Source organism: Halomonas sp. YLB-10, from assembly GCF_003856855.1.
Lineage (GTDB): Bacteria > Pseudomonadota > Gammaproteobacteria > Pseudomonadales > Halomonadaceae > Halomonas > Halomonas litopenaei.
Genome location: NZ_RRCU01000005.1, coordinates 393,004 through 406,709 on the forward strand (window position 1 = coordinate 393,004; position 13,706 = coordinate 406,709).

The window sequence follows — 13,706 nt, forward strand, 5'->3', positions numbered from 1 at the left end:
GATCAAAATGCTCATTTACACCCCGTAAACTGCGCTGTCTCACCGATTTTTGCCTTGTCTCACCTTCGCTCGTCGACTTTTCGGACAGCGCCTAGTCTTCGTTGAGGGACTAATGCTCGAGCACAAGCCTGTTCCCTCAGGCGGTCCTGGAAGGCCTAGAAGTCGTAGGACAGCGAGGCGCTGATCACGTCGTATTCGGTAGCGCTGCTGCCCAGTGTCGTCTGGCCCGCGAGGGTAACGTCCACGCCGCGGCCTAGTCGCTGGGTGGCACCGAGCTCCAGCACGGTACGATCGTCATCGCTCCCTTCGAGAAAGTCGGCGTCGTCGTCCACGTCGCTGGACACGTCGTAGTGGTAGAGCAGGCCACCGAACAGGCGGCCGGTGAAGACGTCGGCACCCAGTCGAACGCCGGCAAAGACTTCGCCGGTTTCTTCGCCGTAGTCGGTTTCCGCCTGCAGGTAGTCGCCATCCACATCGTCATCCAGATAGGTCCCGCCCAGGGTCAGGCTTGAGTCGATCCGGTGCTGGCTCGTCAGCTGATAGCTCGGCAGGTGGTAGGTGGCGGCGCCGCGCGCTCCCCAGCGTTCGCCGTCGAGATCGATGCCCTCGACCAGATAGTCGCGTCGTGCGCTGCCGTCCAGGTCCTGAAACAGCAAGGTGGCGTCGAGTACCAGGCGGTCGTTCAGCAGGGCGATGGCGGCGTAGGGCGCGATCATCTCGCCGCCCAGGTCGGTGTTCCCGCCACTTCTTCCATCCAGGTACATCTCGCTCTTGCCGGCGGCCACGCCGACCAGCAGGTTGCGGTAGCGGTAGTCGATGCCCAGCAGGGCGACCTTGCCATCGCCGGAGTAGTCCGAACTTCGGGTATCGCCGTCGAGATCACCGATCTCGGCGGTGCTCCAGACACTTATCCCCGGTGGACGCTGATAGGGACCGTCGCCGAGTGGCGCCATGGTGGCGTCGATGCGCTGGGTGACCGGCCGGAAGTTCTGGGCCATAGCCTGTTTCTGGGCGCCGTACAGGGTCTGGTCGAGTTCCAGCAGGCCCAGTGCATCGGCCAGGGCGAGGGTGCGATCACGGCCGAGCGCATCGAGGCGCCCGGCGAGCAGCACCTTGCCTTCGCCGTCGCTGAGCACCACCGGGGTCTGACCATCGACCTCTGCCAGGGTGATGCCCGCAGGTAGCCTCAGGGTGACGGGTCTGTCATTGATGCTCACGAACACGCGGCTTCCTCCTGTCACCGCCTGCTGACCGAGCAACTCCAGGGTCAGGGGGCGATCTTCCAGGGTGCCGACGAAGGTGGTGGGGTTCTGGTCGAGTGGCGCGAGGTCGACGTCAAGTGCAAGGGCACTCGACGAGGCGCTGCCAAGGATCAGGGCGAGGGGAAGGGATCGCCAGGCACACAGCATCGAGGCGGCATGGCAGGGAGTCCTGCGGTGCGGGGAGAACTGTGGCTTGTGCATGGGATCATCCTTGATGGGCGAAGCCGGCTTCCTGCCAGGATGTCTGGCGTAGCGTCTGACGCTGGCGGGGCGATCGTGCAGATCAGCGGTCGATGACGTCGACTTCAGGAGTTGGCATGAGTGACGGCCATTGTTAAGCATCAAGGGGCGTGGCGTGCGAAATCCTGTGCAGATAATGCCTGTGCGAGGGAAAGTTGGCGTTCTATCGGCAAGTTTTGGTGTCAAAACCGACGTGATTGATGAAATTCGGGCGTCAGCAGCAGGGGCCTATGTGGCCACTGCTTCCCTGGTGTCTTGCGCAGACGACATCAGGGCACGCCGTAGCCGAACCATCGCATCAAGGCCTGTGCCAGCCTCGGCGGCAACAGGGTCAGTCCCTGGGTGGCGAGGCACAGTGGCAGCGGGAAGCTGACCCTGGGACGATTGGCATCGATGGCCGTGGCAATGCGCCGGGCCGCCCTTTCGGGCGACCAGGTGAACGGCTTGGGGCCGGGCATCGCCCGGGCCATGGCCGAATCCACGTAGCCTGGCATCACCAGGGTGACGCCGACGCCATCGCTGGCGAGCCCTCCGCGCAGAGCCTCGGCGTAGGCCTTGATGCCAGCCTTGCTGGCGCTGTAGCTGGGGGTGACCGGCAGCCCGTGCCAGGCGGCCAGCGAGCTGATGAAGACCAGCTGGCCACGGCCTCGACGCTGCATGGCAGGGGCAAGCTGGCGCGCCATTTCCATCGGCACGCGTAGATTGATCTCCATCAGCTGACGTCCCGCCTGAAGCGATTCGCCGTCGCGACGATCGACCACGCCGGTGTTGATGCCGGCGCACATGATCACGATATCCGGTGTCCGTGACAGCCCCCCAAGCCAGGCCTGTCGGGCGTCGTTGTCTTCCAGGGGGCCGCTCGCCAGGCTGACCTCGGCGCCTTGGTCGCGACAGCGCTGCCCTATCTCTGCCAGCGTGTCCTGGCGACGCCCATGAAGCACCAGATGATGCCCTGGCCTGGCGTAGTGGCGCGCCAGGGCGCCGCCGATGGCGCCGGTGGCACCGGTAATCAGGATCAGGCGCTGGGGGGCCGTCATCTGTCGTGTTCTCCTGTGGTGGAAAAGGGGCAAGGGGCAAGGGGCAAGGGGCAAGGACTGGCGCGCCGTCTCAATAGCGCCCGTACAGATAGCGCCGGACGTGTCGGTAGAGGCGTTGCCACAGCCTCAGCCTTGGCCCTTGCTGGCGTTGGCGTTCGAGCAAGGTGATCGCGGTCTCGACGTTGATCGGCTGGCGGGTAGCGGGGTCCACGTACCCGGGGTAGTGGATCAGTGCCGCTGCGACCAGTACTTCCAGGGTGGCGCGCCGACATCGCCGAGGGGGCGTCGCTGCCTTATCCCGGGTCAGTCCCCAGCCGGCGTAGAAAGGCAGGCCATAGGTAATCACCGGGCGATTGCGGAGTAGCGCCTCGAAGCCCGCCAGGGAGGTCAGGGTGTGAACCTCGTCGACCTGATCGATCAGGGCAGTGATGTTGCCCTCTGCTGCCAGCACATCGTAGGCCTCGGCGGGAACCTGCTCGCCCTGGCGTACGCCGGCGACCACGTCCGGATGGGGACGATAGAGCAGGAAGGCGTTGGGGTGGCGGCGGCGCACCTCTGCAAGCAGGGCGCGATTGGTGCGGATCTCGCAGGCACCGTGACGTACCGAAGCGTCACTTTCCACCTGGCCGATCACCAGCAGCCGGGGACGATCGCTGGGCAGCGCCGGCAAACCGGGCTTGGGCGAGGCGTCGTGGCCGTCGTTGTACTTGGACAGACCCCGTTGTACCAGCCGCGAGATCAGCCTGCGTGCGCGCAGGTGGTCCCGCGGGTTGAACTCGCCATTCTCGATCAGTTCCTCGAGCTCGCTGGGACGGGTGGGGTCGTAGTGGATGCCGGCCCCGTCGATGACCAGCGACAGCGGCCGAGTGAGATCGATGCCGAGGCCCACCGAGCGCAGGAAACCGTCTTCCATGCGATGGACATCGTCTCTTCGGGGATATTGGCTGCCCCACACCAGATGATTCACTGGCGTGGGTGCTGGGTCGGATGCCGTTTCAGACGATGAATCGGTCGATTTCAGCGAGCTCAGTGGCAGCTGTTCGACCTGCGACAGGGGGCCGAGGAAGTCCGTCACGAAGCCGCGCTTCCATCGCGACAGACCGTAGCATCGCCAGTGCCCGGCACCGCGCTGTATCTGACGGCGCTGATCCTCCAGCAGGTCCAGGGTGTCGTCCAGCGTCGCTGGCTCGCCGGTATAGGGGTTGGCGTAGCGTGTGTAGCGCAGGTAGGCGGCGGCGAATACCCGGGCCAGGGATGCCGGTCGCTGACGCCGCGCACAGCGTTGTCGGTCCTGGGTGAGGCCCCAGCCGGCATAGAACGGCTGGCCGTGACAGGTGACCGGCAGGCCCGCCAGCAGCGCCTCGAAGCCGAGTTGACTGGTGACCACATGGACCGCATCGACCACGTCGAACAGGGCCCAGGGATTGATGTCGTCGGTGATCAGGCGGCAGCGGGGACGGCCGGCGGCCCCCAGCAGGTGGCCCTGGCGTCGCCCGGCGATCACCTCTGGATGGATCTTGATCAGGATTTCGGCCTCGGGATGGCTTTCCAGGGCCTGTTCAAGCATACGAACAAAGGTGGCCTCCGAGGCCCCGCCGCCAACAATGGAAGCGTCGTCCCGGGTCTGGTCCACCACCAGTACCCGGGAGCGGGACGAATCTTCCAGTCGAATGTCAGGGGCGTGGTTGTACTTGGACAGTCGGGCGAGCCGCAGGCGCGCCATCAAGGCGTTGGCCCGTGCCTCTTCGGTGGCGTCGATGTCGGCGTGGTTGATCAGGGTCTCGAGATCGGAGGGCCGGGAGGCGTCGTAGTGGATGCCGCTATGATCCACCACCAGGGAGAGGCTGGCGAAGCCTTCATCGGCGGGCCCCCAGGAGCGCAGGAAACCGTCTTCCAGGGCGACGAAGGGCAGGCCCTTGTCCGTCGCCAGGCGCCTGGCGCGACGGGTGGTCCCCCGGTTGCCCCAGCCGAGCACCGCGGCGGGGCGGCAACGGTGGCGCTGACGCCAGGGCCGTATGCGGGAAAATTCCGGCAGGCAAGGGGCGAGTATCGGCAGCCGGGCCAGGGCATCGGTCGCCGTCAGGGCCTGGTTGTCTGTCGGGGCCTGGTTGTCTGTCGAGGCCTGGTTGTCTGTCGGAGCATTCGCCGTCAGGGCGGTGGGCTGCCTGTCCTGCTCGTCCGTGTGTGGTGAAGCGCCCATGCGTGCCTGCATCTCGCCGATGATCGGGTATCTATCGTATCAGCGTGGCGCTAGCCGCCCTGGTCTCGGGTGTGCCGCTGCCTGCAGCCCGATGGGTCACGGCTTGATCGGAGTCGTTCGCGAGTCTGATATCGCGCCTGGCTGCAGGTCGCTTCCCGTCGCTTCAGCTCGCCAGGGGCGCCAGGGTGTCGAGCAGCGACTGCAGGAAATCCAGACCCTGGTGGAAGTGGCGCTGCAGAAAGCGACCGAGGTCGGTCATCAGGACCATCAGCAGTGCCAGGCCGACGCTGAGAGAAGTGGGGAAGCCGATATTGAATACGGTCAGCTGGGGTGCTGCGCGATTGAGGATGCCGAGTGCCAGGTTGATGGTCAGCAGCGGGGCGACCAGCGGCAGCGCCAGCAGCAGGCCGGTGGCAAAGATGGTGCCGCCGTAGCGGGCCAGCAGAATGAAGGCTTCAGGGTTGAAGCGCTGGATGCCGATGGGCAGGGTCTCGAAGCTGGTGATCAACAGTTCCAGCACGATCAGGTGGCCATTCACCGCCAGGAACATCAGTAGCGTGATCATGTACAGAAAGCGCGAGATCACGACCATGTTGGTACCGCTGGAAGGATCGAAGAAGGTGGCGAAGGCCAGGCCCATCTGCAGTCCGATAAATTCACCGGTGGCCTGTACCACCACCAGAATGACCCGCACGCACAGGCCCATGGCCACGCCTATGATCAGCTGTTCGACCACCAGGCCGAAGCCCGCCCAGGAGGCCACCGGGACATCGGGCAGCGGTGGCAGCATCGGCGAGATGACCACACTGATGGCACCGGCCAGCCCGATCTTGGCCTGGGTAGGCACCGCGCTGTGGCCCCACAGGGGGGCGCTCAGCATCAGCGCGGTGATGCGCATGAACGGCCACAGGAACAGGCTGAGCCAGGCATGCAGCTGGGTGAAGGTGATCTCGACCATCAGGACGCGGGCGCCTCGGGGATAGGGCCGGTGGCTTCAGCGCAGGTGGCCCGGCTCAGGACACCAGCGCCGGGATACTGGTAAACAGCTCCCGGGTGAAGGTGATGATCAGCTGCAGCAGCCAGGGACCGGCCAGCACCAGCACGGCAAACACGGCCAGGATCTTGGGAATGAACGACAGCGTCATCTCGTTGATCTGGGTAGCGGCCTGGAACAGGCTGACCAGCAGGCCGGTGAACAGCGCGGTAAGCAGCAGCGGCGCACCCAGCAGCAGGGTCACGCGCATGCCCTGGTAGGCCAAACTCATGACGGTTTCGGGATGCATGACGAGTCTCCTTGCTGGCGCCGCCTTGTCTGGGCCCGTAGGCCTTCGCCGGGGCCCTGTCGTCGGGGGCCTATAAATAGAAGCTTTCCGCCATCGAGCCGATGATCAGCTGCCAGCCGTCCACCAGCACGAACAGCATCAGCTTGAACGGCATCGAAATGGTCACCGGCGGGACCATCATCATGCCCAGTGACATCAGCACGCTGGCGACCACCAGGTCGATGATCAGAAAGGGGATGAAGATGGTGAAGCCGATCTGGAAGGCGGTCTTCAGTTCGCTGGTGACGAAGGCCGGTACCAGCACCTGCAATGGCACGTCCTCGGGACCGGCCAGGGAGCCGACCTCGGACAGGCGGGCAAACATGGCGAGGTCCGGTTCTCGGGTCTGGCCCAGCATGAACTCGCGAAAGGGCTGCTGGGCGAGCTCGATGAACTGGCCAAAATCGATGGCGTCGGTGGACAGCGGCAGCCAGGCGTCCTGGTAGACGTCGCTGAGCACCGGAGACATGATGAAGGCGGTCAGAAACAGCGCCAGGCCCAGCAGCACCTGGTTGGGCGGCGTCGAGGCGGTGCCCATGGCGGTACGCAGCAGGCTCAGCACGATGATGATGCGGGTAAAGCTGGTCATCATCAGCAGCGCCGTGGGCAGAAAGGCCATGGCGCTGAGCAGCAGCAGGGTCTGCAGCGACAGCGACCATTTCTGCCCGCCGTCGGCCATGGGTTCACTGATCAGGCCCGGGATCTGCTGGGCCTGGGCCGGGCCGGCAGCCAGCAGACAGACAACCAGGGCCAGTCCGAGGCTGGCCACAAGTGGCGTCCAGGGACGGGAGGAGAGGTTGCGCTGAAGAAGTATCAACTGTCGCATCACCGCTCTCGCCGACCAAGGTTGGCCTTGAGAGCCTGGCCCAGGCGCTCGCCAAAGCTGTCACCCTGCGGCGCGTCCGGCTGGGCGGGCGTCGCCTCGTCGGTCGGGGCGGGCAGGCTGTCCAGCCGATTGACCTGACCGCCGCCGACGCCGAGCACCAGCCAGCGATCCTGGACCTGAACCACCACCACGCGCTCGCGCTGACCGACGGCGGTGGAGCCGACCACCTTGAGTCGGGACTGCTGGCCGTGAAAGCCGCCGCCCCGCCGCTTCAGCCAGGCAGAAAGGCCCAGCAGGATGGCGATGATCAGTGCCAGGGCGGCGGCGGTCTTGCCCAGCATGGCCAGCCCCAGCAGGCTGTCGCCTCCCTGGGCCAGTCCGTCGACGGCGGCGCTGGAGGTGGTCTCGTTCATCGGTTGAGCTTCTGCACCCGCTCTGAGGGGGTGATGATCTCGGTGATACGGATGCCGTAGCGGTCTTCGACCACCACGACTTCGCCCTGGGCGATCAGGTAGCCGTTGATCAGGATGTCCATCGGCTCACCGGCCAGCCCCTCCAGTTCCACCACCGAGCCCTGGGCCAGTTCCAGCAACTGCTTGATGGTCAGGCGGGTGCGACCAAGCTCCACGGTCAGCTTGACCGGGATGTCCATGATCATGTCGAGCTCGCGGGCAGCGCTGGAGGAGGTGCTTTCACCGAGCGGGCGGAACACGCTGTCTCCTGCGGCGCGCGCTGCGGCAGGGGTATCGCTTGAGGCCTGCTCGCCCGGGTTTTCCTCGGCGGCCTGCTGTTCGGCCATGGCATCGGCCCAGGGGTCGTCCTCGCCAGCGCCATCGCTGGTGGCATCGTCCTTTTGTTCGGACATGGCGGCGGCCCAGTCGTCGTCGCCGACAGGGGAGTCGGGTTTATTGGGGTCAGTCATGGTGCGATTCCTTGGAAGGAGGCCGAGAGCCTTTGACGAAGGCGTTGCTGGGCTGGTGACCGGCGGCGTGGTCGAACATCCGCAGGACTCGGAGGGCGCGCTGGTCGCGCTGGCTGCCGTATTCGCATTCCATCACCGGCACCTCGTCGACCTGGGCGGTGACGGTATCGGGCAGTTCGAGCGGCAGGATGTCACCGACCTTCAGCGCCATCACCTCGGCGATGCGCGAGTCGATGGTGGCGAAGTTGGCCACCAGCTCTACCTCTGGATGACGCAGCTCGCCGGCCATACGCCGGTGGAAGGCGCCGTCCTTGTCGCGACTGTTCTCGCTCAACGGGTTGGTCAGCAGGTCCTTGAGCGGTTCGATCATGCTGTAGGGCATGCAGATCTGGAAGCTGGACGAGAGGTTGCCGACCTCCAGATGAAAGCTGGTACTGACCACGATCTCGTTGGGCGAGTTGGTGATGTTGGCGAACTTGGACTGCATCTCCGAGCGCAGGTAGCTGATGTCCAGCGGGTAGACGGACTTCCAGGCCTCGCTGTAGCCATCGATGGCCATGTTCAGCACGCGCTGGATGATGCGCTGTTCGGTATTGGTGAACTCGCGCCCTTCGGACTTGGTGACGAAGCGGCCGTCACCGCCGAACAGGTTGTCCACCACCATGAACACCAGGCTCGGGGGAAACACGATCAGGGCCGAGCCCTTGAGCGGTTTCATGGCGATGATGTTGATGTTGGTGGGCACCGGCACGTTGCGCGAGAACTCGCTGTAGCTGAGGTAGCGCACGGCGTCGACGCTGATGTCGGCGCTGCGCCGCAGCAGGTTGAACATGCCGGTGCGGAAGTGGCGGGCGAAGCGCTCGTTGATGATGTCCAGAGCCTGCAGACGCTCGCGGATGATGCGCTGCTGATTGGCCGGATCGAAGGGGCGCAAGCGCCCTCGAGCTGCGTTGTCTTCGCCCTCGGCATCGTCGTCGCCGCTGACGCCCTTGAGCAGTGCGTCGATTTCTTCCTGGGACAGGAGATCGTCTTGAGACATGGGGGCGACCTATTGGACGATGAACTCGGTGAACAGCACATCATCGATATGGATGCGCGGACGCTCGGGGCCGAGCACGTCTTCCAGGGTGGCGACGATATCCTCGGCCAGGGCCTTCTTGCCCGATGCGCTGACCAGTGTCTCGGCCTCGCGGTCCGACAGCAGCAACAACAGCTGGTTACGCACCTGGGGACGGTGCTGTTCCAGCGTCTCGAGGCTAGCGTCATCGCTGAGCTTGAGGGTCAGGCCGGCGTACAACAGGCGCGGTCCGGCGTTGTCTTCGGCCAGGTTGACGGTGAAGGGCTCCAGTTTTAGGTAGATGGGCGCCGTCTCTTCAACCGCGCCGGTGCTGGCCTGGGCCATATGCTCGCCGAAGGTGTCTGCTGATTCTGCGTGCGCCTTTTCCTGGTACAGCAGGTAGAACCCGGCCGCGGCACCGAAGGATGCGAGGATGACCAGGATTATCAGACACCAGATGAGCCGTCGAGATTTCGCCATGTCCTGAAGTCCTGAGCCTGTGGCCCCTCGAGGGGCGGTAATGTACTAGCGTGCGGGCGTGCCACATCTTTAGTATGCCGTCAGGCATCGGCGATCGATGGCGAGAACAGGCACCGAGTTCGTGCCTATCTTGGGTATTTGTGGGGTGAGCCCCGCCGCTCACGCTGTGTAGCGGCAGGGGGAGCCTGGAAGGGCGTGGGTCAGGCACAGGTCAGGCAGAGGTCAGGCGCGTATCCAGCCCTGTGCGTCAGGCGTAGATGTCCACGCGGCCATCGTCTGAGTCGTGGCGCTGGTCAGGGGCAGAGCTTGCCGTGGTGGCCGGCTCCATCGACTCGCCCTTGCCCTGGCCGGAGGCTGCCAGCGATGGCTGGCCGCGTGAGTCCGAGGGTTGCTGACCACCAAACTGCGCGCCCTGGTCGCTCACCGAGGCGTCACCGAGCTGGATGCCCTGTTCGGCCAGGGCTTCGCGAAGCTGGGGAATGGCCTGCTCAAGGGCCTGGCGCACCTGGGCGTGGGCCGAGAAGAACTGGGCCTGGGCACCGTGCTCGCCCAGCTTGAGGGTCACCCCCAGCGAGCCGAGTTCGGCAGGGTGCAGGCGTAACTCGACCTGCTGCTCGCCCGCACCGCCCTGGCTGGTCAGTCTTGCCAGGGTCTGGCCGAGCTGCTGCGGCCAGGCGGCCTGGTTGAATGACAGTGAGGCATTGGTACCCGGGGGCATGGCGGCGGCCAGGGAGGAGCCAAAGGGCGACGCGCCCCGTACCTGTGAGGCGGTGGGCGAGAGCACAGCATCCAGCGAAGCGTCGGCCTCGCCTCGGGCAGCGCCAGCAAGGATCTCGCCGGGACGCAGTTCCGCAGCGCCTGACCCTGTGCCCTGGGCCATCCAGCCGGCCGTGTCTGGAGCCAGGGCGCCGGGTGCGAGGCCCGCCGGGGCAACGGGTGCCTGTCCTTGTAAATTACCCTGCGCATTGCTGCCGGCGGCCATGGCTGCCTGCTGCGCCGCCGAGGGAGCGCGATCCACCGGATGCTCGGCCCTGGGGAGTCGATGCAGCGCCGGGAGCGCGTCCTGTGCCAGGCGTGACTGGGCGGGCGCCTTTTCCGTGGCGGCGGTGGCGTCGAGGGCGGCGCTCTGCAGCGCAGGGGGCTGATTCTGGACCTGGGCCTGAACCTGGGGCTGGACCTGGGACAGGGCCCGAACCAGGGGCGAAAGCTGAGCCTGCGCCGACGGCCCTGATAGCGGTGACGTCAAGAGCGCCGGCTTGGCCTGGGCTGCGACGTCCAGCGGCAGTGCCTGCTGACTTGCGGCGCCGCCTTGTGTCAGCAGTGCATGCGCCTCGCCGGGCAGCTGCCCGGCAAGCGCTGCGCCTGTAGCGTCCCGTGGTACGCCGTTCAAGCCTGGTGCGCCGAGCCCTGCTGACGACAGCTGGCCTGCGTCAGCAGCGGGCTGCCCGTGGGGGCCCTGGGCGGATGAGGCAACGGCCAGCAGTGCCAGTGTCCAGTCCTGGGGCTCGCTATGGTCCTGATCACTGAGCGCCGTGTCGCTGGCCTGGCCATTGGCGGGGCGCCCGGTATTGTCGAGGGGGGCCGCCTGGCCGCCGAGTGCGGCCAGGCGCTGGGCGAAGTCGCCACCGATCGGCGCGGCGGCGCCCTTGCTGCCACTGGCCTGGGAAGAAACGGGGCCTGCCAGGCCCAACAAGGTGAGGTCCATGGTGAGCTCCTTTGAGGTCAGTAGCCGCCGGGCATGGCGCTGCCGCGCTGCAGTCGGCTGTTGATCAGGTCGTCGCTGGAGCGCTGTTCCTGGCGGGCCTGCTGGCGCAGGCCTTCCTGGGCACGGCGTTCGGCCAGGGTGTCGTAGGCGCTGAGGCGCTGCTGTTCGTGCTGCCACTCGCGCTGGCTGTCGCTGACCTTCTGGCGCTGCTGCTGTAGCGCCCGTCGCGCGGTGGCCAGGGCATCGTCAAGCGACAGCAGGAAGCGCTGAGTATTGTGCAGGGTGGCCGGATCGATGCCACTGCGCATGTTCTGATGCAGACGCTCGGCGTATTCCTGTCGGTAGTGTTCCAGCGACGACAGCTGATCGGCGACCTGACGCTCGTCTCGGCGGGCGCTGGCAAGGTGCTGCATCGCCTGGTCGCGGGCCTCCCGGGCCAGCTCGGTCAAGGTGTCCAGAGGGGTTCTCATGAGGTTCCTCCCAGGGTGGACGAGAGCGCCTGACGCGAGGCCTCGAGGGTGGCGCATTCGTCGATTCGCTGTTGCAGAAAGGCTTCCAGATCTGGATAGCGGCGCACGGCTTCGTCCAGGCGAGGGTCGTGGCCGGGCTGGTAGGCGCCCACGCTGATCAGGTCACGGTTGCGCTGGTAGCGCGAGAACATGGCCTTGAAGCCCTGGGCCTGGCGGCGCTGGCCGTCGTCGACGATGGCGTTCATGGCTCGGCTGATCGAGGCTTCGATGTCGATGGCGGGGTAGTGGCCGGATTCCGCCAGGCTGCGCGACAGCACCACGTGGCCATCGAGGATGGCGCGGGCGGAGTCGGCGATGGGGTCCTGCTGGTCGTCGCCTTCGGTCAGCACGGTATAGAAGGCGGTGATGGATCCCCCACCGGGCTCGGCGTTGCCGGCGCGCTCCACCAGCCCCGGCAGTTTGGCGAACACCGAGGGCGGATAGCCCTTTGTTGCCGGGGGTTCGCCGATGGCCAGGGCGATCTCGCGCTGGGCCATGGCGTAGCGGGTCAGCGAGTCCATGATCAGCAGCACGTTCTTGCCGTCGTCGCGAAAACCTTCCGCCAGGCGGGTGGCGTAGGCGGCGCCCTTGAGTCGTTGCAGTGGCGAGGTGTCGGCGGGGGCCGCCACTACCACGGCACGGCGCCGGCCCTCGGGTCCGAGGATGTTGTCGATGAAGTCCTGGACCTCGCGGCCACGTTCGCCGATCAGTCCGACCACGATGACGTCGGCTCGGGTGTAGCGCGCCATCATGCCGAGCAGCACCGACTTGCCGACGCCGGAGCCGGCGAACAGGCCCATGCGCTGGCCGCGGCCGACGCTGAGCAGAGCGTTGATGGCGCGGATGCCGACGTCGATCTGTTCCTCGATGGGAGCACGAGACAGGGGGTTGAGCGGCGGTGTGGCCAATGGCGCACGGGGGGCGTCATCCAGCTCACCGAGACCGTCCAGCGGTGCCCCGGTGCCGTCAACGACCCTGCCCAGCAGGCTCTCGCCCAGCGGAAAGCGCCGCGAGGCATTGACGCTACCGTCGCCCAGGGGCAGCACCCGGGCGCCGGGCATCAGTCCACTGATCTCGCCAAGCGGCATCAGGAACAGGCGATCGCCGGCGAAGCCGACGACCTCGGCCTCGGCGTAGTCGTGCGCTGAGCCGGCAGCGGTATGATCTGCCGTGCCGGGGAGCTCGATGCGACAGCTGTCACCCAGCGCCACCTGCAGGCCGACGGCTTCGATGACCATGCCGGTGGCGCGCACGACGCGGCCTGTGGCCCTGGTCATGGGCAGGGGGTCGACGCGATGGGCGACGGCCTTGAGGGCGTGCTGCCAGCGCTGCTGGTGGATCTGGGGGCCGTTCATGGCGCATAGTCCTCGTGGGCGACGCCATGATCCTCTGGTTCGGGGGTGTGGCGCGGGGCCCTTCTGCGCACCTGGCGATTCACCGCCTGCCAGCGACGCTCCCAGGTGGCGTCGATATCGCCCTGTTCGCCGCTGACCCGGCAGCCTCCACGGTGCAGACGCTCGTCGGCGCGCAGGGTCCAGCCGGCGGCCTCGAGCTGCTCGCCCAGGTGGCGCTCCACCAGGCGCAGATCGAGCGGGTGCAGCCACAGGCGCTGGCGTCCCACCAGTGGCGGATCGGTGTGCAAAAGCCGTTGGACCAGCTCCACCACCTGGCGTGGCCGGGCCTTGAGGGCGTCATCCGCCAGCTGCCGGCCGGTGGCCAGGGCCAGATCGGTCAGATCCTCGGCCACCGCATCGTCCAGCTCGGACAGTGCCGTGCGGAACTCGTCGACGAGTCGGCCAAGCGGTGCCAGGGCCTCTTCACAGCGTCTGTTCAGGGCGTCGGCGATCTCCTGCTCGGCGCGGGCGCGGCCCTCGGCCAGGCCCTGCTCGAGGCCCTGGGCCAGTCCTTTCTGGTAGCCCTCGTCGTAGCCCTTCTGGTGGCCCTGGGCATGGCCCTCGCGGTGGCCCGTCTCGCGGGCCCGGCGGCGTTCGTCATCGAGTTCCTGGCGAGTGGGCGGGCGCGGGGTCGCTGCGGCCTCGGTGGTGCCGTCGTCGCCTTCCTCGGGCAGCTCGCCCATGTTCCAGCGGCGCCATTGGCTCATGCCGAGACCCTCCTCGCCGGCGTGCCAGGTTCACTGAATCGAGGT

14 protein-coding genes are annotated in these 13,706 nt (G+C 66.5%); all 14 read right to left on the minus strand.

The genetic code is table 11. The features are described from left to right. Positions 1 to 155 precede the first annotated feature (155 nt). The 14 genes from EBB56_RS13875 to fliH all read right to left on the minus strand — a co-directional run bounded on the left by EBB56_RS13875 (position 156) and on the right by fliH (position 13,661). On the minus strand, positions 156 to 1,463 hold the full coding sequence (locus EBB56_RS13875; protein ID WP_045992446.1) for an autotransporter outer membrane beta-barrel domain-containing protein: 1,308 nt from the start codon (positions 1,461 to 1,463) through the stop codon (positions 156 to 158). Between the two features lie 308 nt (positions 1,464 to 1,771). Then, positions 1,772 to 2,539, minus strand: a complete 768-nt coding sequence (locus EBB56_RS13880) for an SDR family oxidoreductase (RefSeq protein WP_045992445.1) — start codon at positions 2,537 to 2,539, stop codon at positions 1,772 to 1,774. Positions 2,540 to 2,609: 70 nt separating this feature from the next. Then, positions 2,610 to 4,739, minus strand: coding sequence for a capsular polysaccharide biosynthesis protein (locus EBB56_RS13885; protein WP_124804616.1), 2,130 nt, complete (start codon positions 4,737 to 4,739; stop codon positions 2,610 to 2,612). A 163-nt stretch (positions 4,740 to 4,902) separates the two neighbouring features. Further along, the gene (fliR, locus tag EBB56_RS13890; RefSeq protein WP_108132067.1) at positions 4,903 to 5,697 is read right to left on the minus strand and encodes a flagellar biosynthetic protein FliR; all 795 of its coding nucleotides are present in this window, start codon (positions 5,695 to 5,697) and stop codon (positions 4,903 to 4,905) included. A 55-nt stretch (positions 5,698 to 5,752) separates the two neighbouring features. Further along, positions 5,753 to 6,022, minus strand: coding sequence for a flagellar biosynthesis protein FliQ (gene fliQ / locus EBB56_RS13895; protein WP_045992443.1), 270 nt, complete (start codon positions 6,020 to 6,022; stop codon positions 5,753 to 5,755). A gap of 70 nt (positions 6,023 to 6,092) precedes the next feature. Beyond that, positions 6,093 to 6,887 carry a flagellar type III secretion system pore protein FliP gene (gene fliP, locus EBB56_RS13900; protein ID WP_124804617.1) on the minus strand — a complete coding sequence of 265 codons (795 nt, stop codon included), beginning with the start codon at positions 6,885 to 6,887 and terminating at the stop codon, positions 6,093 to 6,095. Beyond that, complete coding sequence (gene fliO, locus EBB56_RS13905; RefSeq protein ID WP_045992441.1) at positions 6,887 to 7,300, minus strand: flagellar biosynthetic protein FliO; 414 nt, start codon at positions 7,298 to 7,300, stop codon at positions 6,887 to 6,889. The genes fliP and fliO overlap by 1 nt, the downstream gene beginning before the upstream one ends. Further along, positions 7,297 to 7,809 (minus strand): flagellar motor switch protein FliN, encoded by a 513-nt coding sequence (gene fliN / locus EBB56_RS13910; RefSeq protein WP_124804618.1) that lies wholly within the window; start codon positions 7,807 to 7,809, stop codon positions 7,297 to 7,299. Before fliN ends, fliO begins: the two co-directional genes overlap by 4 nt. After that, complete coding sequence (fliM, locus tag EBB56_RS13915; protein WP_045992439.1) at positions 7,802 to 8,848, minus strand: flagellar motor switch protein FliM; 1,047 nt, start codon at positions 8,846 to 8,848, stop codon at positions 7,802 to 7,804. The genes fliN and fliM overlap by 8 nt, the downstream gene beginning before the upstream one ends. A gap of 9 nt (positions 8,849 to 8,857) precedes the next feature. Beyond that, positions 8,858 to 9,346, minus strand: a complete 489-nt coding sequence (gene fliL / locus EBB56_RS13920; protein WP_124804619.1) for a flagellar basal body-associated protein FliL — start codon at positions 9,344 to 9,346, stop codon at positions 8,858 to 8,860. 247 nt (positions 9,347 to 9,593) lie between these two features. Then, positions 9,594 to 11,051 (minus strand): flagellar hook-length control protein FliK, encoded by a 1,458-nt coding sequence (locus EBB56_RS13925; protein ID WP_124804620.1) that lies wholly within the window; start codon positions 11,049 to 11,051, stop codon positions 9,594 to 9,596. Positions 11,052 to 11,068: 17 nt separating this feature from the next. Beyond that, the gene (gene fliJ, locus EBB56_RS13930) at positions 11,069 to 11,521 is read right to left on the minus strand and encodes a flagellar export protein FliJ (RefSeq protein ID WP_124804621.1); all 453 of its coding nucleotides are present in this window, start codon (positions 11,519 to 11,521) and stop codon (positions 11,069 to 11,071) included. Next, on the minus strand, positions 11,518 to 12,915 hold the full coding sequence (gene fliI / locus EBB56_RS13935; protein ID WP_124804622.1) for a flagellar protein export ATPase FliI: 1,398 nt from the start codon (positions 12,913 to 12,915) through the stop codon (positions 11,518 to 11,520). Before fliI ends, fliJ begins: the two co-directional genes overlap by 4 nt. Beyond that, positions 12,912 to 13,661, minus strand: coding sequence for a flagellar assembly protein FliH (gene fliH, locus EBB56_RS13940; RefSeq protein WP_124804623.1), 750 nt, complete (start codon positions 13,659 to 13,661; stop codon positions 12,912 to 12,914). The genes fliI and fliH overlap by 4 nt, the downstream gene beginning before the upstream one ends. Positions 13,662 to 13,706: the final 45 nt, after the last annotated feature.

Excerpts from the sequence above, each read along its gene's own strand:
- fliP (WP_124804617.1), bottom strand. The coding sequence starts at position 6,887 with ATGCGACAGTTGATACTTCTTCAGCGCAACCTCTCCTCCCGTCCCTGG.
- EBB56_RS13880 (WP_045992445.1), bottom strand. The coding sequence starts at position 2,539 with ATGACGGCCCCCCAGCGCCTGATCCTGATTACCGGTGCCACCGGCGCC.
- fliL (WP_124804619.1), bottom strand. The coding sequence starts at position 9,346 with ATGGCGAAATCTCGACGGCTCATCTGGTGTCTGATAATCCTGGTCATC.
- fliH (WP_124804623.1), bottom strand. The coding sequence starts at position 13,661 with ATGAGCCAATGGCGCCGCTGGAACATGGGCGAGCTGCCCGAGGAAGGC.
- fliR (WP_108132067.1), bottom strand. The coding sequence starts at position 5,697 with ATGGTCGAGATCACCTTCACCCAGCTGCATGCCTGGCTCAGCCTGTTC.
- fliQ (WP_045992443.1), bottom strand. The coding sequence starts at position 6,022 with ATGCATCCCGAAACCGTCATGAGTTTGGCCTACCAGGGCATGCGCGTG.
- EBB56_RS13925 (WP_124804620.1), bottom strand. The coding sequence starts at position 11,051 with ATGGACCTCACCTTGTTGGGCCTGGCAGGCCCCGTTTCTTCCCAGGCC.
- fliI (WP_124804622.1), bottom strand. The coding sequence starts at position 12,915 with ATGAACGGCCCCCAGATCCACCAGCAGCGCTGGCAGCACGCCCTCAAG.
- fliN (WP_124804618.1), bottom strand. The coding sequence starts at position 7,809 with ATGACTGACCCCAATAAACCCGACTCCCCTGTCGGCGACGACGACTGG.
- fliO (WP_045992441.1), bottom strand. The coding sequence starts at position 7,300 with ATGAACGAGACCACCTCCAGCGCCGCCGTCGACGGACTGGCCCAGGGA.
- EBB56_RS13875 (WP_045992446.1), bottom strand. The coding sequence starts at position 1,463 with ATGCACAAGCCACAGTTCTCCCCGCACCGCAGGACTCCCTGCCATGCC.
- fliM (WP_045992439.1), bottom strand. The coding sequence starts at position 8,848 with ATGTCTCAAGACGATCTCCTGTCCCAGGAAGAAATCGACGCACTGCTC.
- fliJ (WP_124804621.1), bottom strand. The coding sequence starts at position 11,521 with ATGAGAACCCCTCTGGACACCTTGACCGAGCTGGCCCGGGAGGCCCGC.
- EBB56_RS13885 (WP_124804616.1), bottom strand. The coding sequence starts at position 4,739 with ATGGGCGCTTCACCACACACGGACGAGCAGGACAGGCAGCCCACCGCC.